Origin of the sequence: Kribbella pratensis, assembly GCF_004365355.1 — a bacterium.
Lineage (GTDB): Bacteria > Actinomycetota > Actinomycetes > Propionibacteriales > Kribbellaceae > Kribbella.
The window spans coordinates 2,338,741-2,355,296 of sequence record NZ_SODP01000001.1 but is presented as its reverse complement, the minus strand read 5'-3'; the positions used below and the strand labels follow the sequence as shown (position 1 = coordinate 2,355,296).

General features: G+C 68.0%; 17 protein-coding genes. 8 read left to right on the top strand and 9 right to left on the bottom strand.

What is annotated here, in order from left to right:
• The first annotated feature begins 327 nt into the window (after positions 1-327).
• Both EV653_RS11200 and EV653_RS11195 read left to right on the top strand, forming a co-directional pair.
• A complete protein-coding gene (locus EV653_RS11200) occupies positions 328-867 on the top strand; it encodes a sigma-70 family RNA polymerase sigma factor (protein ID WP_202871541.1) in 540 nt (179 codons plus the stop codon).
• Positions 868-1,059: 192 nt separating this feature from the next.
• Positions 1,060-2,097 carry a hypothetical protein gene (locus EV653_RS11195; RefSeq protein ID WP_134101180.1) on the top strand — a complete coding sequence of 346 codons (1,038 nt, stop codon included), beginning with the start codon at positions 1,060-1,062 and terminating at the stop codon, positions 2,095-2,097.
• 79 nt (positions 2,098-2,176) lie between these two features.
• Here EV653_RS11195 and EV653_RS11190 read toward each other — a convergent pair whose 3' ends face one another.
• Positions 2,177-5,938: a S8 family serine peptidase gene (locus EV653_RS11190; protein ID WP_134101177.1), complete on the bottom strand. Its 3,762-nt coding sequence runs from the start codon at positions 5,936-5,938 to the stop codon at positions 2,177-2,179.
• 205 nt (positions 5,939-6,143) lie between these two features.
• Between EV653_RS11190 and EV653_RS11185 the strand changes: the two genes are divergently transcribed.
• Positions 6,144-7,001 (top strand): enoyl-CoA hydratase/isomerase family protein, encoded by an 858-nt coding sequence (locus tag EV653_RS11185; RefSeq protein ID WP_134101174.1) that lies wholly within the window; start codon positions 6,144-6,146, stop codon positions 6,999-7,001.
• A 38-nt stretch (positions 7,002-7,039) separates the two neighbouring features.
• Here the strand turns inward: EV653_RS11185 and EV653_RS11180 are convergent, their stop codons facing one another.
• Positions 7,040-8,086 (bottom strand): hypothetical protein, encoded by a 1,047-nt coding sequence (locus EV653_RS11180; protein WP_134101172.1) that lies wholly within the window; start codon positions 8,084-8,086, stop codon positions 7,040-7,042.
• Between the two features lie 116 nt (positions 8,087-8,202).
• The gene (locus EV653_RS42695) at positions 8,203-8,703 is read right to left on the bottom strand and encodes a cbb3-type cytochrome c oxidase subunit I (protein WP_134101170.1); all 501 of its coding nucleotides are present in this window, start codon (positions 8,701-8,703) and stop codon (positions 8,203-8,205) included.
• On the opposite strand from EV653_RS42695, the gene EV653_RS11170 reads away from it, so the two are divergent.
• Positions 8,635-9,261: a lysoplasmalogenase gene (locus EV653_RS11170; RefSeq protein ID WP_238159677.1), complete on the top strand. Its 627-nt coding sequence runs from the start codon at positions 8,635-8,637 to the stop codon at positions 9,259-9,261. The genes EV653_RS42695 and EV653_RS11170 overlap by 69 nt on opposite strands.
• A gap of 276 nt (positions 9,262-9,537) precedes the next feature.
• Positions 9,538-10,005, top strand: a complete 468-nt coding sequence (locus EV653_RS11165; RefSeq protein ID WP_134101161.1) for a hypothetical protein — start codon at positions 9,538-9,540, stop codon at positions 10,003-10,005.
• Positions 10,006-10,377: 372 nt separating this feature from the next.
• On the opposite strand, the gene EV653_RS11160 is transcribed toward EV653_RS11165, so the two are convergent.
• Positions 10,378-11,007 (bottom strand): hypothetical protein, encoded by a 630-nt coding sequence (locus EV653_RS11160; RefSeq protein WP_134101158.1) that lies wholly within the window; start codon positions 11,005-11,007, stop codon positions 10,378-10,380.
• Between the two features lie 120 nt (positions 11,008-11,127).
• Between EV653_RS11160 and EV653_RS41075 the strand changes: the two genes are divergently transcribed.
• From EV653_RS41075 to EV653_RS11150, 3 genes are all read left to right on the top strand, one after another.
• Positions 11,128-11,286 (top strand): hypothetical protein, encoded by a 159-nt coding sequence (locus tag EV653_RS41075; RefSeq protein WP_166679348.1) that lies wholly within the window; start codon positions 11,128-11,130, stop codon positions 11,284-11,286.
• Positions 11,287-11,338: 52 nt separating this feature from the next.
• Positions 11,339-11,716: a carboxymuconolactone decarboxylase gene (locus tag EV653_RS11155; RefSeq protein WP_134101154.1), complete on the top strand. Its 378-nt coding sequence runs from the start codon at positions 11,339-11,341 to the stop codon at positions 11,714-11,716.
• Positions 11,717-11,793: 77 nt separating this feature from the next.
• A complete protein-coding gene (locus EV653_RS11150) occupies positions 11,794-12,396 on the top strand; it encodes an HdeD family acid-resistance protein (protein WP_134101151.1) in 603 nt (200 codons plus the stop codon).
• A 19-nt stretch (positions 12,397-12,415) separates the two neighbouring features.
• On the opposite strand, the gene EV653_RS11145 is transcribed toward EV653_RS11150, so the two are convergent.
• The 5 genes from EV653_RS11145 to EV653_RS11125 all read right to left on the bottom strand — a co-directional run bounded on the left by EV653_RS11145 (position 12,416) and on the right by EV653_RS11125 (position 16,556).
• Positions 12,416-13,342 (bottom strand): hypothetical protein, encoded by a 927-nt coding sequence (locus EV653_RS11145; protein WP_134101148.1) that lies wholly within the window; start codon positions 13,340-13,342, stop codon positions 12,416-12,418.
• 47 nt (positions 13,343-13,389) lie between these two features.
• Positions 13,390-14,193, bottom strand: a complete 804-nt coding sequence (locus tag EV653_RS11140) for a helix-turn-helix domain-containing protein (protein WP_134101144.1) — start codon at positions 14,191-14,193, stop codon at positions 13,390-13,392.
• A gap of 15 nt (positions 14,194-14,208) precedes the next feature.
• Positions 14,209-14,967 carry an ABC transporter permease gene (locus EV653_RS11135; RefSeq protein WP_134101141.1) on the bottom strand — a complete coding sequence of 253 codons (759 nt, stop codon included), beginning with the start codon at positions 14,965-14,967 and terminating at the stop codon, positions 14,209-14,211.
• Positions 14,964-15,749 carry an ABC transporter ATP-binding protein gene (locus EV653_RS11130; protein ID WP_134101137.1) on the bottom strand — a complete coding sequence of 262 codons (786 nt, stop codon included), beginning with the start codon at positions 15,747-15,749 and terminating at the stop codon, positions 14,964-14,966. Before EV653_RS11130 ends, EV653_RS11135 begins: the two co-directional genes overlap by 4 nt.
• 129 nt (positions 15,750-15,878) lie before the next feature.
• Positions 15,879-16,556, bottom strand: a complete 678-nt coding sequence (locus EV653_RS11125; RefSeq protein WP_134101134.1) for a response regulator — start codon at positions 16,554-16,556, stop codon at positions 15,879-15,881.

Sequence of the window (16,556 nt, the reverse complement as noted above, 5' to 3'; positions counted from 1 at the left end):
TCGTGAAGTTGTGCAGTGGTGCGCGTGGCGTCGCAGCCCGCCGGCATTGTGAGGATCCGCGCCGATCGCTGCGCGATGATCCGGTGTCGGCCGGCCTCATGCCGAAAGCGTCGGCTCGGCCGTCGCCCTGTTGTCTCATCGGTCGACACAGACGTGTCCGACCTGTGCTCACTACGTTGCGCTGATGGTCAGAGATCCATGAAGAGCCAATGTTCCGAGTCGTTGCCGCCCGTGCGGGTCGTCGCTTCAGAGGTGGCTCGGGAGAACCGTGTATGGGTTCGTGACCTGAGTAGCGATGGGGCCCGGCGTGAGCTTGCCAGCCAGCGTTTGTACGAGGTTCTCCTGCGGGCCGCGAGGGCAGAAGTCGGGCGGCGGGCAGCGAGGCTGCGACTCGTCGGCCCGGAGCTGGACGACATCGCGCATCACGCTGCCGCGGACGCCCTGCTGGCGATCTGCGGCAAGGTCAAGACCTTCCGCGGGGACTGCAAGTTCACCACCTGGGCGTACAAGTTCGTGATCTTGGACGTGGCTGGCAAGGTCAACCGGCACTTCTGGCAGCGGGCCGATGTCGCGTTCGACGACGAAGACTGGGAGCGCCTACCGGCCCGGCTCGGTATCGAACCGGAGTCGCATGCCGAAAGCTGGGATCTGATGAATGCCGTACACCGAGCCGTCGACGAGAAGCTGACCGCGAAGCAGCGGATGGTTTTCGTCGCGCTGGTGCTGAACGGGATGTCCACCGACGTACTCGCCGATCAGCTCGGTGCGACCCACAACGCGATCTACAAGATGATGTTCGACGCCCGCCGCAAGCTGCGGATCGCGCTGGCCGACGCCGGCTACCTGCCGGAACAGCAGATCGCCTGAGCACCGTCTCGACGGCACCGAGGTAAGAACTCCGCCACCCGACGGCACTGAACCAACTGTGCGGTCTCCCTGGTCGTGCCAAGGAGTTGTCCAAGGTGGGATCGAGAGCGGGGGATCGTGAACGAGTACATACGTGAGGCCTGTCTCGCCGTTAGAGCGTGGGTCGATAGCTTCGACCAGGGCGGTGCCGGGATGGCTGTCGTTGACTTGGTACTGCGGGATCCCCGCCACGAGGAACCCACGCTCGGGCTGCAGTTGAGGGAGCTGGTCAGCAACGAGCTCAGATACGTGCTGTGCACGGACGCCTCAGCGCGCGCCGGCGGTGACCCAGTCAGCCGTGATCAGCAGTACGGCGCCAAGCCCGACGCCGGCGAAGAACTGCGTCACGCCGCGGCCCGGCTGGACCAGCTGACCAGCATCAGCGAGCTCTCGTCGGGCGGCGTCGACCGGGGCTGGCCGGTCGACGCCGCCACCGCCCTCCACGAGGCTTCCCGGGTCAGCGAACGGCTGGCCGACCTCGTCAGATACGCCACCGGACCCGTGCTCGACAAACTCGACCACGGCAGCGTCGTTGCTCTGCCGCCAGCAGGTACCAAGGACGTCCCGAATCAGCCCGCACTTGCTGCCTGTCACCGAGAGACGGCTGAGACGATCGCGGGACTGCTCGGTGAGGTCGCCGCGAAGCTGGAGGATCTGTCAGGGCAGGTCTCGTACCTGCAGCACACGCCCATCGCAGTACCGGGAGCCAGCCAATGCGACGGCCGGACCCTGGACACGGAGGTGGTCATGGCGTGGCGGATGCTGGGCATGGTCAACGAGAGCCGGTTCCACATCCGTGTGTTCAGACCCTCCGGCGAGCTACCGGTCGTGGTGATAGGCGATATGGGCGACAACCACTCTCAGTCGATCACCAACGTCGTTGAAGAGGTCGCAGCCGTCGTGGCCGCGGAACTGCTCGCCGGCGCGGCGCACGACTCGGTCCAGTGGGTGCAGGTCTCTCCGCCGGGCGAGTTTCGTGGTCCTTATTCGGAGTCCGGCGTAATCCAAGCTGTCAGGTTCGAGAAGCCGTACGGGCGTCCGCGGTGGCGGCAACTCACCCATGACGAGCTCGAGCAACTCGTGGGCGGCGCAGTACGCATCTGGCATGCCAGCGAGTACACCGTCGCGTCCATGACCGAGCGAGGCGTCCCGATCCTGCACCCGAAATCAAACGCCACCGGCGGCACCTGAAGAGCCAGGATGACCCAGGCCGGTACGCGCAGCCCTACGGTAGGCGGGCGACCGGAGTACACCGGCCGCCCGCCTTGGACTATCTGAGGCCGAAGGCTCGGATGATTGTCTGGGTGATGCCGCCGCCGTTGCGCTGCTTGGCTGTGACGCGCACCGAGACCTGCCCGGCCCGCGGCGGCGCCTGCAGCCGGGTCTCCCAGCTGCCCTTGCTCTCCTTCAGTTGCAGCCGTTGCCAAGTTGCCCCGTCGTCGTACGAGACCTCCAGCCCGACCGAGACCACCGCGTCCTGCCGGGCACTGCTGCCCAGCACCACCGGCTTGACGGCGAAGACAGAGTTCCGTTTCGCCCGTCCTGCCGCGTCGACGTCCACCCCGTAGTCGAGCTGGGCCAGCGGCAGCGGCTGGTTCTCCGCCTCCCCGGATGTGAAGGTCCACTCGGTGTGCGTGGTCGTCGAGTACGGCGTCAGCTCGGCGTTCCCGGCGGTGTCGGCCACCAACCGGTACGGCCGCTTCTCCGGCGCCAGGTCGCCCACGCCGAAGTCCGGCCGCGGGCCGTTCCCGACCAGCTTCTCCTCGCCCTGGTACAGCGCGAAGCTGCGCGTCATCATCGAGTCGCCGCTGTGCGCGGACCCGCCGTCACCGAACCCGGCGATCATGCCGCCCATCGCGTTGCCGACCCGGTGCGGGAGCTCGAACTCGAGCATCCGCGGCCGCACGATCGGACCGAACCACCGCTGGCTCTGCACGCTGCGCGGCTGGTAGCTCGTGATGTCTGTGAACGTCGCCCAGCCGTTGATCGCGGCGTACTGCTGCCACTTCGCGCCCGCCGACACCCAGTCCGTCCGGTGCCCCACCGCGGGCTTCGCCGGGAACCGCGGTACCCGGATCGACCCGAAGACGGCGTACGGGAAGGCGGCCGGGAAGTACTCGTACGCCGGGCTGTCCTCGCGGCTCTCCAGGACCTGCTGCCCGTTCGGGGGAGCGAAGTCGTTCTCGATCCTGGCCAGACTGCCGGGGTCCGTGGCCGCGGACGGGTCGTCCGGGACCTTGCCCTGGTGGTAGTCGACCAGGTCGTACAGGTACGACGGCACCGGGTTGGCCGCGACGGTCAGCTCGGTCCTGTGCGTGGTGAGCTTCTTGATCAAGGCCTCGCCGTCGTCGAGGGTGAGCGACGCCGTCGGGATCGGGCCGAGGGTCTGGCCGTCGGTTCCGCCGTACCAGTCGTTGTAGCGGCCGATGCCGTCGTTGACCACGAGCAGCATGGCCGCGCCGGCAGCGTGCGCCGCGGCGGCGCGGTCCGCGGGCGGTACGTCGATGCTGTTGCGGACGACGACCGCTTTGCCGCGCGCGTCCAGTGCGGCGTACTCGGCGGGAGTGCCGGTGCCGGCGAAGACGGCCGTGACGTGCGTCGTGCCGGCGCGGAACGCCGGGGAGCCGGGCTGAACGAGCAACGAGTCGTCGAGGCTGCGGCCGTCGTAGCTGATCGTCAGCGGCGTCTGTTCGGCCCGGAACCGCGTGGTCAGCACGAAGCTGCCGGTGCGGACCTTGTTCTTGGTCGGCAGCGCCCAGAAGCTGTCGTAGTCCGGCGGCGGCATGAAGATCTCGTGCAGCGCCGACCTGTCGTCGGGGGTCGGTTGCGCCGAGGTGAAGGACCGGAAGAGGTCGAACCTGCTCGTGGTGACGGTCGTCGGCTTGGGCGTGTCGACCTTGATCGGACGGCTCCGCGATGCGTCCAGGACGACGTCCCGGTCCGCGGTGAGGTCGACCTCGGGCGCGGTCAGGAAGGCCAGGCCGAGCGAGTGCGGGCCGTTGCTGCCGGGCACGTCCAGGGTCGAGACGATCGTGTACGAGCCGGGCGCCCACCGGCTGGTGAGCTCGCCGTCCGTTGCCCACAACATCGTCGACTTCCCGTCCGCGCCGGTGACCTCGACCTCGCCGCTGACCGGCTTGCCGGTCTGGTCCTTCAGGTGGACGGTGAGTGTGTACTTTTTGGGCTCGACGGCCAGCCCGACGGCCGTGTGCACGGTGCCGGTCGAAGAACTCGCGAGGACCTGGGCGGCGTACTGGCCGGGAGCCAGTCCGTTCGGGTCCGCCGTGAAGCCGACCGCGGCTGTGCCGTTCGCGGGCACTGTCACCTGGGTCGCGGCGAGACGGAAGATCCCGGCATGGTCGGTGGACAGCTGCAGCGTGAGCGGCTTGTCCGTGGTGTTGCGGTAGCTGATCTGGCGCGTGACCGGCGTCCGGGTCGGCTTGGGCGACCACGGGACGAGCCCGGCGTCGACCGATCCGCTGGCGATGATCTGGCCGTGCAGCGAGGCGGCCGCGACGTCGACGCGTCCGGTCCCCGCCTGGTACGGCGTGTACGCGGGCGTCAGCTTGCTGGTGCTCATCAGCGCGTCCTTGAGCTGCTGCCCGGTCCAGTCCGGGTGCTGCGCGGCGAGCAGGACGGCCGCGCCGGCGACGTGCGGAGCCGCCATCGACGTACCGCTGTCGGTCCGGTAGTAGCCCTCGCCGCCGTCGTTCGTGTACTGCGACCGCGCGGCCAGGACGTCGACGCCGGGTGCCGTCAGATCGGGCTTGAGGCCGTCGTCCATCAGCCGCGGCCCGACGCTGGAGAAGTCGGCCAGCTGGTCCGAACTGTCCACCGCGCCAACGGTCAGGGCGGCGTCCGCGGTACCCGGTGAGCTGACGCTGTACGGGATGCTCCCCGAGTTGCCCGCGGCGATCACGAACAGCGCACCGGTCTCGGCGCTCAGCTCGTTCACGGCCTGACTCAGCGGATCGTCCTGGGTGTGCCAGGCCGCCGTACCCAGGCTCATGTTGATCACCTTGGCGTGCTCGGTCCGCGTCGCCCACTCCATCCCGGCGATGATGCCGGAGATCGGGCCGGAGCCGCTGTCGCCGAGCACCTTGCCCACGATCAGATCGGCGTCCGGTGCGACGCCACGCTCTTTGCCGTCCGAGGCCGCGCCGGTACCGGCGACGGTCGACGCGGTGTGCGTGCCGTGACCGTTGCGGTCGACGACATCCTCACCGGCCACGAAGCTCTTGGTCGCCACGATCCGCGGTGCCAGGTCCGGGTGCCCGAGGTCCACACCGGAGTCCAGCACCGCGACCCGCACGCCCTTGCCGGTCTCGCCCGCCGCCCACGCCGCGGGCGCGCCGATCTGTGCGGTGGTGTCCGCGAGCATCGTTTGCGCCTTGGTGTCGAGCCAGACCTTGCCGATCCCCGCCGCGAACGAGGGCGCCGCGGCGGCGCTCGCCTTCGCCCGCAGACCGCTCTGCCCGGTCAGCGCCGACCAGAGCGCGGGCGCTTCGGCCTTCTCGGCCTTGACGGCCGCGCCGTCGACCGACGGCAGGGCGAGTGTGGTGGTCGTGCCCGGCAGCGCCGAGCGGCGCGCGGTCTTGGCGGCCACGCCGGGCGAGCCGGTGACGACCAGCGGCAGGTCCTTGCTCCGGGCGTTGTCGTACCCCTGGGCCACCAGCTCGCTGACGTTAAACAGCTGCTTGTCGAGCTGCCCGGTCGCCAGGTACGGCATCGCGACGCCGGGGTAGACGAACGTGTCGCCGTTCTCGACGCTGACCCGTACCGGTCCGGTCGACCGCGGAGCGCGTTCGACGGCCTGCACCGACACGGCCCGGCCGGGACCGGGCGCGACCGTGACCTTGTCGCCGGTGATGAGCGTGAGGTCGAGAGGTGTCCCTCCTGCCGCGGCCGCGCCGCCGGCGGTGGGGAGCGATGGGGGAGGAGGTTCGGCGCCGGCCCTCGTCGGAGTGGCGAGACCGACGACCAGGAGAAACGCGGCGCCCGGCACGAGCAGCCGACGGGCAGAAGAACGCATGGTGTCCTCTCGGTGGTCTGGAGTGACCGAATCTGATCAGCGCCGGGGGACCGATGTAAACGAGTTGCCCTTTTTCGCCAGCAACGCCGGGATTTGGCAAGAATGGGCACGCAGTACCGGCCTCGGCGTACTTTCCTCGGGGTCGTGGCGCTGGCTAGTGCAAGTCACAAGAGTGCGTCGCATGATGAAGGCTCGAGGAGGCGAGATGGCCAGTGGAGATGCAGCCAAGAGTCAGTTCGTGGTCGACGAGATGTCCCCGTCGTACTGGCGGGTGACCTTCGAGAACGGCCCGGTGAACCTGCTCGATCCGGACTCGGTCGACGAGCTGGCGGCTCTGGTGACCCGGATCGAGCAGTCGCCGACCGTCACCGTGGTCGTGTTCGACAGCGCGAACCCCGAGTACTTCATGGCGCACTGGGATTTCACGGCCGACAAGGCCCGGGTCGCCGCGATGCAGCCTGGGCCGACCGGCCTGCACCCGTACGTCGACAACCTGATCCGGCTGAGCAAGGTCCCGGCGGTGACGATCTCGTCGATCCGCGGCCGGGCGCGGGGCGCGGGAAGCGAGTTCGTGCTCGCGACCGATATCCGGTTCGCCGGTGATCGGGCCGTCCTGGGGCAGTTCGAGGTAGGCGTCGGTGCTGTCCCGGGTGGCGGCCCGATGGCACGCCTCGGTCGGTTGGTCGGCCGCGGTCGGGCCGCTGAGATCCTGTTCGGCGGCGATGACATCCCGGCAGCCGTCGCCGAACGCTACGGCTACGTCAACCGCGTCCTGCCCGACGTCGGGCTGGCCGGGTACGTCGACGCGTTCGCCCGGCGGATCGCGGGCTTCGACAAGGACGCAGTCGCCAGTACCAAGGCCCTTCTGGACGTCGCCACGCTGCCACCCGACGACGAGTTCGGCCCCGGCCTGGCCGCCTTCTTCCGTACGTCGGCCCGCCCGGAGAACGCCGTCCGCGCGAAGGCGCTGTTCGACAACGGCCTCCAGACACCGACCGGCGCGGAACAGGACCTCGGCCGCGTGGTCGCCACGCTACCGGCGACGCCGGAGACAGCGTCCTGAGGGGGATTGGCCTGATCGCGCCCAGCGGCGCGGTCGAGTCAGCCCGTCTTGAAGAGAGTGTTCAAGCCGGTGAGGCTGGCGAGGCTTCCGAGGAAGCCCGATGAAGCCGAGTCCTTGATCTTCGGCCCGGCTCTGCGCAGGCCGGCCAGGATCAAGGGCAGGAAGATGAGTAGAACGCCGACCACGGCAGTCCCGACGACCCAGCCCGTGTCATCAGGTGGGGCTGTTGCCCCGGTCCGGGCTGCGGCTCGGCTCGCCGTCACCTCGGCAAGTTGTGCCTCGAACAGCTTCTGCCGCAGTGTGGCATCTGCCGCGTTGCCCGTCGGGATCGTCGGCCAGGCGGCCAGGCACGCTCCCGTCGTCGGATCTTTCTGCTGGTCGGCCGCGCAGACCACGTCGGCGACGGCGTGGTGACTGGGTGGCGTAAGGAACGGAGCGGGCAGTGACACGACTCCGATGCCCAGGGCAACCACTGCACAACGGAGCAGGGGCGCGCGATTGAGCACGCTGGTGTTGGTCCATTGCACGAAGGTTCGGCTGCGGTTCAACTGGGCCTGCAGTGTGCCCGATGCGTCGGCAGGGTCCTTCACCCGGTCGCCCTTGGTCAGGAAGGCGAGATACGCCGTTGCAAGCAGCACCGCGAACCCCAGGAACAAGCTGGGAAGGATGCCGCGAGCAGGCAACGGGTTGTTCGTTACGGAGAAGGCGAGTGTCAGCGCTCCGGTGTAGAGCGCGAAGATCGCCGTAGCAGCCTTCTGCACGAACTCGGAACTTGCCCGCGCACGATCGATGCCGCCCTTGGCAACTGTCATCACCGCATCGTTGAAGGCAGCCGACGATGCGCGATCCGCATCCAGCTCGGCCTTTGCCTCAGCTCTGTCGGCGGCTTCTGCGGCGGCCAGTTCACTCAATGCAGCTTCGAGCCTCGATTGGTCGGCGGCTCGCGCCGACTCGTCCCGCTGGGTCGCGAGCGTGATCCGGGCGGCGAAGACAGCAGCTTTCTCGTCCTTGTTCCGAGGCATCGGCAACGACGAGTTGAGCCCGTAGCGTGCTCGCATCAGTCGGCCGGGCCGAGCCTTATCCATCCGAATCGTTCGGCTCGGCGACGTCGGCCTCGAGTTCGCCGCTGTCGACGAGTCTGCCTGTCACGGTGTGCAATGGAACGCTGTCGATGTGTACGAGAACCCCGCCCGTGCCCAGCTCAAAGTCCGACTCCTGATAGCGCTGCCGTTCCCAGCGGCAATACACACCCGCCATAGTCCCCCCAACGTTGTTCCCGTGGACCAGGATGCACGCTCTGTGACGGGCCGTCCAGAGTGGCGCAATCCAAGCCGCGGAGATCCCCTGGGTCGTCAATCTCGACGCGCGGCGACTTCCGGCACTTGTACAGGTTGTGGAAGAGCGGCAGGCTGGAGATCCCGCGGATGAGCTCACCGACCCAGAACACCTGATGCAGGACCGTGAACTCCCCGCGCGGACTGTAGTCGGCGGACCGGCGAGGCATGCCCTCGACACCGAGCCAATGCTGCACCAGGAAGGTGGTGTGGAAGCCGATGAACAAACGCCAGAGGTGCAGCTTGCTGCCGGTGGCGATCCGCGGCGGGTCGTGAGCGGTGGCTCGGGGGCTGATCCGGTGAGCAGCAGCTCGAGGACTTGGGCGTCGGCGTACTGGGGCTGCGCGGTCGCGCACGCGCTGGGCCATCTCACCAAAGGGAGAGGCCTGCGCGTCGTCTCGAAGAGCGCGATGATGCCGGCGCTTGCGATGCGGTCCTATCGTCAGGGCGGCCCGCGTCCACTTGTCGGCGCGTTGCTGCTCTCCGCAGTCGGTGATTCGCTGATGGAACAGCAGCTGCTGATGCCTGGGATGGTGGCGTACGGCGCAGCGCACACGTGTTACACGATCCTGTTCCTCCGTGGGCAGGCCCGGGTGTCCCGGCGGGCACTCGCGGTCTACGCTGCCGGCGGGGCCGGCTTGGTCGCGTGGCTGTGGCCAGACCTCGGTCGTCTCCGGGGCCCGGTCGCGACGTACGCCGCGATGCTCTCGGCGACCGCGGTGACGGCCAGCTCGTACAACCGTCGCGCCGCTATCGGCGGAGCGCTCTTCGTCGCCTCGGACGCGCTGATCGCCGCCCACCTGGCCGGCCACGACTTCAGGTCCCGAAGCACGTTGGTCGGCCTCACCTACACGCTGGGACAGTACGAGCTAGCCTCCGGAGTGACTGCACCAGATTCGTGCCTTTCGCGGCTGACGCCGATCTGAGTCTCGATCTGGGCTTGCGCGTTGATCTCGACCAGGAGGCGCGGTCCCGAGACCGTCCTCTTGGGACAAATAGACGATCCTCACGGGAAGAAGGTCCCGGCTGAGCCGGGGCATATCCCGCGTGGCCGGGACGCCGGTCTCTTGCCCCGGGCCTGACCACGCGCGACCGTGTCGGTACATAGTGAGCCGCGCGGAGCGCTCGTCCCAAGAGGGCCCCTTGATTCCGTCGCAGCTGTTCGGAGGCCCTGTTTCGGGCCTGTCTCCTGGAGGTGCGCCTTGATCCGAATCCTCGCGCTCGGCACTGCGGTCGTCTTCGCGCTGCAGTTCGCCGCTTCCGCGCCGGCGGCTGCCCAAGGTCCCGAGATCGAGCGAGGGACCGTGCACGACACATTCGACGATGATCTGTACCTCGACCTGTGCGGAATCACCACGAAGACGACGGTCACCGAGCGCTGGTCGCTGATGACCTATCCGGACGGGTCGCAGGTGTTTCACGATGAGCGCACCTTCAGGTCCGCTGACCCGCGACTTCCGGTGGAAAAGGGCGCCGCGACGGCCTTCTACGCCGCAGACGGTTCTTGGCGGGTCGTGGGCAAGCCGATCCAGCTGATCGCCCCCGACGGCGGCACGCTGCTCCTCGATGCGGGCTGGATCTCGTTCAACGCCGACGGCGATGTCTCGACGGTTCGCGGCCCCCACCCGTCGGTCGGTGTCGACCTGGCCGACTACTACTGCCCCCACTGAACAGACCGGACCCGAGCGTCCCAGCGAACTGCCCATGAGCGGGGGGTCGGTCCACCTCGAACTTCCGTTGGGAGATCCGATGCAGAGGTCACGGTCACATCTGCCGTCTTCAGGCGGGATTTGTTGCAAGGAAGCTATCTCCGGTGCCGGAGTTTCTCCTCCGTATCGGGTAGTTCGCTCCACGGATGGCTCCGCGCCGTCGTCGGCGTCAACCGCGACCACTGCCGCCCGGTTGGTGGTTCTAGGCGATGGGTGCGGCTCGGCCGGGTCGGCGTCGAGGACTGGAGAGGAGCACATGCGGGTCGCCAGGCCGAGAACGTGCAGGGTCGGCCCGGACCGAGAACGTGCAGGGTCGGCCCGGACCGTCTTCGGTCACCCGGTACCGGGTCGCAGGCGCAGCCACTGGGCGTAGGACTGGGAGTCGGCTATACCCAGTTCCACCCCCGCGGGCAAAGGGTGGGTGAACACGGCCGCTGCGGCGCCCTCGAGTTCGCTGCGCAGTGCAAGAGTGGGGCCGGTTGCCTCGAACCCCAGGGTCCACCAGGGCTCGCCGCGAACACGGAACTCGGTTAGTTCCACCGCGCACCCTGGCTCCTGGCCCAGTCCCGGACCACGCGCCCCGGTCTGCGAGAACCGGCTGATCGAGCGCTTCTTCTGCACCGGTCGCCAACAGGCCGGATCGCCGCTGCCGTACCCGGGCGGGCCATGCGGAAACGACCACTTCTGCCAAGACTCCAGGCGTCCGCGGGCACGCCCGGCCACCTCGAACAATCCGGGACTGCCGCCGTACGCCTTCACCTCCAGCGCCCGGCTCCCGCGTACCTTCACCGACAGCCCAGGCAGGTACGGATCGAGCAGGTAGACGTCTTCCACCAACCTCGCCTCGGCGGGGAACCGCCCGAACCATCTGGTCACTGCGTCCGCCGGCCGGCCCGGAAAGATCCAGCGCACCTCCAGGCTGCAGACCCCGTTGGTGACTCGGCTCTCTGACTGTGTCGCCATCGTCGTCCCTCCCCTCGTCACGCTGTCGGGACGACGGGCCGATGATCGGCAGCCGGACACGGCCGAACCGCCGAGCGAATCGTCCCGAGAATGCCCCGCGCTTGTGCTCATCGTCTTCTGATGCCACAAGGCCCAGTGTCCACGCCTCCTCTGCGCCGGCTGGAGTCGAACCCGCCCGAACCGGAGGGCTGCGCCCGGCGGGAGGTGAAGTTCCGCGCGGATCATCCGCTCCGGGTGACGTATCTGACCGGTGGCCGCGATCTCATCGAAGGGCCGTGATGACGACAGCCACGGGTCACGTGTCCGCGACCCGGAAGGGAGTGCTCAGCTCATGGACGACCAGGCCGCGACACCGATCCTCGACACTCTGAGCGCGATGACGACTGCATCGCTCATCGAGTCCGACCTCGACCCGCAGACACTGATGGTGGCGCGATTGGCCGCACTCGTCGCAGTCGACGCACCCGCCGAGTCCTACCTGCTGAACATCGGCCCGGCGGCCGAAGCCGGCCTGACCCTCGAGACCGCCCAATCGGTGCTCGTCACCGTCGCACCCATCGTCGGCGCACCCCGGGTGCTGGCGGCCACCACGAAGATCGTCCAGTCGCTCGGCGTCGCGGTTGCCCTCAGCGAAGCCGTACTGACAGCCGCCGCCGAGGAAGCCGCCGAGTCCCGCGCCGCACAGTCGGACGGATCCGCGGCCTCTTGATTCGCTCTCTCTGCGGGCATACCGTCCCGGCATAGCGACGGTCTCGCTTGGTGGAACTGGGACAAAGGGGGATCCACATGGTGACCGGAGAGCGGATGATCGTGCGGGAGGCAGCCCGCTACTGGTGGGTCTTCCTGATCTCGGGGGTCCTGTGGCTGCTGATCGCCTGGCTGGTGCTACGCCTGAACAGCACCTCGATCGCCACCGTCGGAGTGCTGTTGGGGGTGGTGTTCCTCCTGGCCGGGATCAACGAGGTCGGGGTGGCGACCCTGACCCCCGGCGGCTGGAAGGTCTGGCACTACATCCTGGCCGTCATCTTCTTCCTGGGTGCGCTGTATGGCTTCATCCGGCCGGTCAACACCTTCTTCGCGCTTGCCTCGGTGCTCGGGCTGGTCCTCTTCTTGTACGGCGCCTTCGACATTGTCCAGGCCATCTTCTCGCGACCGGTGAACCCCTACTGGTGGCTCAGCCTGATCACCGGGATCCTGCTGGTCCTGCTGGCGTTCTGGGTATCGGGCTCGGACCGGGTGTACAACCTGGGTCAGCGGGCCTTCCTGATCTTGTTCTGGGTCGGGTTCCTGGCGCTGTTCCGGGGCTTCTCCCAGATCGTCATGGCCTTCACCGTGCGCCACGCAGGACACGAAGCCGCCACCGCGCTCGACGACACCAGCCCCGGCTAGCCAACGGCCCGACGTGGCCTCACGCGTTGAAGGCGTCGAGGCGTTGGTGCTGAGCGTCGCGGCGTCGGCGTGCGGCAGCGGCGAATCGCGCGGCGTGGGTGAGTGCGCGTTCGAGCTTTCGGGTGCGGCTCTGGGCTTGGCGTAGTTCGCGGCGGGCTTGTTCCAGCTCGTCGGTCAGCCGTTCGATCGCGGTCTGCATGTCGGCGATGTGGTGCTCGTTGGCGTCCAGTTCGGACTCGGCAGCCGCTCGCTCGTTCTCGGCTGCTTCGTAATCGGCCTCGACCTCTCGCAGCCGCTCCTGCAGCTCCGCGCGTTGCCTGCGGAGCAGCTCGTCCTGCGGGAGCTTTCTTGTCCTCACGCCGGGCGCCTTCTTCTTCGGTCCCGACTTGCGCGGAGACGTCTTGCCGGCAGTCGCCGTGGGTGTCGGCCGGTCACGCATCGCCCCGGTAATCGGAACCGGCGCACCGGTCTCGTCGACGACGCCGAATCCGACGTGGCGGAGACCGCTGCTGAGGCGTCCGCTGCGCAGCATCTGGGCAGCACCGGGGTCCACCAGCGCGGCGTCCAGGGTGGCCGCGAGTCGCTCGGCTGTGCTCACGGTGATCGAACGTCCATCGTCGGCCGCGTTCGCCTTCGCGATCTGTACGAGACGGTCGACCAGTTCGTGTCGGCCAGGGGTGAGCACCTTGAGCCTGATGCGGTCACCGCGACGATGGGCTTCGCGCAGGTCTTCTCCGAACTCGGTCAGTTCCGCGATCTGATCCGGCGCCGTTCGGACGAGACGGTTGGCCAACCATGCTGCGATGGTCGGCTTCCGCAGAGCCCGTATCGATTCACTGCCGCGCGTGTCGCCCGCGTCGCGGAGCGTCTTCGCGATCTGGTTGCGGGCAGCAGTGAACTGCTCGGGCGGCAGCCCGTACAACGTGAGCACCGGGTCCAGCTCCACCTCACCACAGTGCCTGAAACGGTTGCCTTCGGCAAGCTAACTGAGGGTCAACCTGCCGGCGCGGTCCGCGATCCGAACTGGCGCTGCCCGGGTGGGGGCACTTGCTCGATGCGGGTCCAGCCCTTCCAGCCGCGTTTCTCCATGATCGCGAGTAGCCGCGCTGCTTCGGGTGCGGACTCGAGCATGACGGCGTCCAGCAGTTTGACGAGTTGGTCGTCGAAGGGCTCGTCGCCCAGCTGACCGGCTTCGGCGGCGCGGATGTACAGGCGTTCCAGGATGTCGGCGATCTCGACGAGCAAGGCCTCGTCACCCTGATTGTCGACGGCCTCGCTCACCAGGCTGTAGAGCTTCTGCGCATCGGGATCCTCCAGCTGCTCGTGCTTCGCGGCGATCACGGTGTCGATCAGGTCCGGTACCTGCGCGGCGATCATGATCCACGCGTCGCGCTCCATCTCGAGGTAGCGCTCGCTGACGCCGTGACGGCGCAGCCGGTCCAGGTAGTCGATGACACTCTGGGGGAGCGCCAGCTGTTCGCCGGCCGCCAGCCTGGCGAGCCGTCGGCGGCTGGCCTCCAACCGCCGGATCTCCGCGCGCAGCTCCTTGTCGATGTCGTGTACGCCGTCCTCGAACTCCTGCGGCGCGGCGTCGAGGAGCTTCTGTACTCGGGCCAGCGGTACACCGGCGTCCGTCAGGGTGCGGATCCGGATCAGCCGTACGACGGCAGCCGAGTCGTACGACCGGTACCCGGACCGGTCGCGCGCGGGCTCCGGCAGCAGCGCGATCTTGTGATAATGCCGCACGGCCCGCACCGTCACACCGGCGTACGTCGCCAGCTGGCTGATAGTGAGCATGCGTCCAAGCCTGCCTCAGGCGGACTTCCGGCGATACGCGACCATCGCCAGGACGTACGCCGCGACGAGCACGCCGACGCACCACGCCAGCGCTGTCCAGATGGCGTTGCCGACCGGCTGCTCGGCGAACAAGGCACGGATCGTGTCGACGATCGATGTGACCGGCTGGTGCTCGGCGAACCACCGCACCGGGCCGGGCATGGTTTCCGTGGGCACGAACGCCGAACTCACGAACGGCAGAAAGATGAGCGGGTAGGCGAAGGCGCCCGCGCTCTCCACCGATCCCGCAGTGAGTCCGGGGATCACGGCGAGCCAGGTCAACGCCAGTGTCGACAGGAGCAGGATGCCGGTGACCGCGAGCCAGGCCAGGACACCTGCGCTCGAGCGGAAGCCCATGAGCAGAGCGACACCGACGACGATCACCAGCGCGATCAGGTTGGCGACCATCGACGTGACGACATGGGCCCACAGCAGGCCCGACCGGGCGATCGGCATGGACTGGAAGCGCTCGAGAATCCCGCTCTTCAGGTCCATGAAAAGGCGGAATGCGGTGTAGGAGATGCCGGACGCGATCGTGATCAGCAGAATGCCGGGCAGCATGAAGTTGATGTACTTCGATCCGGTGGAGATCGCCCCGCCGAACACGTACACGAACATCAGCATCAGCGCGACCGGGGTGAGTACGGTCGTGATGATCGTGTCCAGGCTGCGGGTGATGTGGCGCAACGTCCGGACGGTCAGGGCGAGCGTGTCGCTGAGGAAGTACGTGTTCATCGGCGGTCTCCGATGATGGCCAGGAAGATCTCCTCGAGCGTGGGCTGCTTCTCGACGTACTCGACCTCGGCGGGTGGGAAGAGCTGTTTGAGTTCGGCCAGCGTGCCGTTGGCGATGATCCGGCCCTGGTGCAGGATCGCGATCCGGTCCGCGAGTTGCTCGGCCTCGTCGAGGTACTGCGTGGTGAGCAACACCGTCGTACCGGAGCCGGCGAGCTCCTTGACCATCTGCCAGACCTCGATCCGCGCCTCCGGGTCGAGACCCGCGGTCGGCTCGTCCAGGAAGATCACCGGCGAATCCCCGATCAAGCTCATCGCAATGTCCAACCGGCGGCGCATGCCACCGGAGTACGTCGACACCCTGCGGGTGGCCGCGTCGGTCAGCGAGAAACGATCCAGCAGGCTGTCCGCGATCGCGGCCGGGTCCTCGAGGTGCCGCAGCTTGGCTACGAGTATGAGGTTCTCCCGACCGCTGAGGATCTCGTCGACCGCGGCGAACTGTCCGGTCAGGCTGATGGAGCCGCGCACCTGCCCGCCCTGCGTGGTGACATCGAAGCCGTTGACGGCCGCGGTCCCCGCGTCGGCCTTCAGGAGGGTGGCGAGAATCCTGATGGTGGTGGTCTTGCCGGCGCCGTTGGACCCGAGCAACGCGAAGATGCTGCCTCGCGCCACGTCGAAGTCGACGCCACGCAGGACCTCCAGCTTCCCGTACGACTTCTCCAGGCCCCGCACACGGATCGCCGGACCGGCGCTTTGCCGGTTCTTCTCGATCAACGTCGTCATCATCTGTCTCCTTCGTGGAGCCGTTCCCGTCACCGAGGAAGGGCTTGCCACACAGGATGGAGGGTTGACGCTGCGTCAAGGTCAAGTCGACCGCGGGCGTCAGCCACGCAACCTCGTTCCCAGGCTTGGCTAGGGCTGGAAGCGGTAGCCGATGCCCGGTTCGGTGATCAGGTGTTCGGGGCGGGACGGGTCGAGTTCGAGCTTGCGGCGGAGTTGGGCCATGTAGACGCGGAGATAGTTCGTCTCGGCCTCGTAGGTGGGGCCCCACACCTCCTGGAGCAGTTGCTTCTGGCTGACCAGCTTGCCGGTGTTGCGGACGAGAACCTCGAGGAGGCTCCATTCGGTGGGTGTCAGCCGCACGGGCCCGTCGGTCGTGGTGACCTGCTTCGCGGCGAGGTCGATGGTGAAGGCGTCGGTCTGTACGGTCACGACTCCGCCGGTGGTGGGCGTCGTACGGCGAAGTGCGGCGCGGACGCGGGCGAGCAGTTCGTCCATGCCGAAGGGTTTCGTGACGTAGTCGTCCGCCCCGGCGTCGAGCGCCTCGACCTTGTCGGCCTGGGCCTCGCGGGCGGACAGGATGATGATCGGGGCCGAGAACCAGCCGCGCAGTCCGTACACCACCTCGACGCCGTTCATGTCGGGCAGGCCGAGGTCGAGGATCACAAGGTCCGGCGGCCGGCGCCTCGCGGCTTCGAGCGCCGCGGTGCCGTCGGCCGCGGTCTCGACGTCGTACTGGCGAGCGCGCAGGTTGATGGCCAGCGCACGCAGTAACTGCCGGTCGTCGTCGACGATCAGAACCTTGCTCAT

Excerpts from the sequence above, each read along its gene's own strand:
- EV653_RS42695 (WP_134101170.1), bottom strand. The coding sequence starts at position 8,703 with ATGGCCCAGCGCGTGCGCGACCGCGCAGCCCCAGTACGCCGACGCCCA.
- EV653_RS11190 (WP_134101177.1), bottom strand. The coding sequence starts at position 5,938 with ATGCGTTCTTCTGCCCGTCGGCTGCTCGTGCCGGGCGCCGCGTTTCTC.
- EV653_RS11155 (WP_134101154.1), top strand. The coding sequence starts at position 11,339 with ATGGACGACCAGGCCGCGACACCGATCCTCGACACTCTGAGCGCGATG.
- EV653_RS11150 (WP_134101151.1), top strand. The coding sequence starts at position 11,794 with ATGGTGACCGGAGAGCGGATGATCGTGCGGGAGGCAGCCCGCTACTGG.
- EV653_RS11135 (WP_134101141.1), bottom strand. The coding sequence starts at position 14,967 with ATGAACACGTACTTCCTCAGCGACACGCTCGCCCTGACCGTCCGGACG.
- EV653_RS41075 (WP_166679348.1), top strand. The coding sequence starts at position 11,128 with ATGCCACAAGGCCCAGTGTCCACGCCTCCTCTGCGCCGGCTGGAGTCG.
- EV653_RS11185 (WP_134101174.1), top strand. The coding sequence starts at position 6,144 with ATGGCCAGTGGAGATGCAGCCAAGAGTCAGTTCGTGGTCGACGAGATG.
- EV653_RS11125 (WP_134101134.1), bottom strand. The coding sequence starts at position 16,556 with ATGAGCAAGGTTCTGATCGTCGACGACGACCGGCAGTTACTGCGTGCG.
- EV653_RS11180 (WP_134101172.1), bottom strand. The coding sequence starts at position 8,086 with ATGGATAAGGCTCGGCCCGGCCGACTGATGCGAGCACGCTACGGGCTC.
- EV653_RS11195 (WP_134101180.1), top strand. The coding sequence starts at position 1,060 with ATGGCTGTCGTTGACTTGGTACTGCGGGATCCCCGCCACGAGGAACCC.
- EV653_RS11130 (WP_134101137.1), bottom strand. The coding sequence starts at position 15,749 with ATGACGACGTTGATCGAGAAGAACCGGCAAAGCGCCGGTCCGGCGATC.
- EV653_RS11140 (WP_134101144.1), bottom strand. The coding sequence starts at position 14,193 with ATGCTCACTATCAGCCAGCTGGCGACGTACGCCGGTGTGACGGTGCGG.
- EV653_RS11160 (WP_134101158.1), bottom strand. The coding sequence starts at position 11,007 with ATGGCGACACAGTCAGAGAGCCGAGTCACCAACGGGGTCTGCAGCCTG.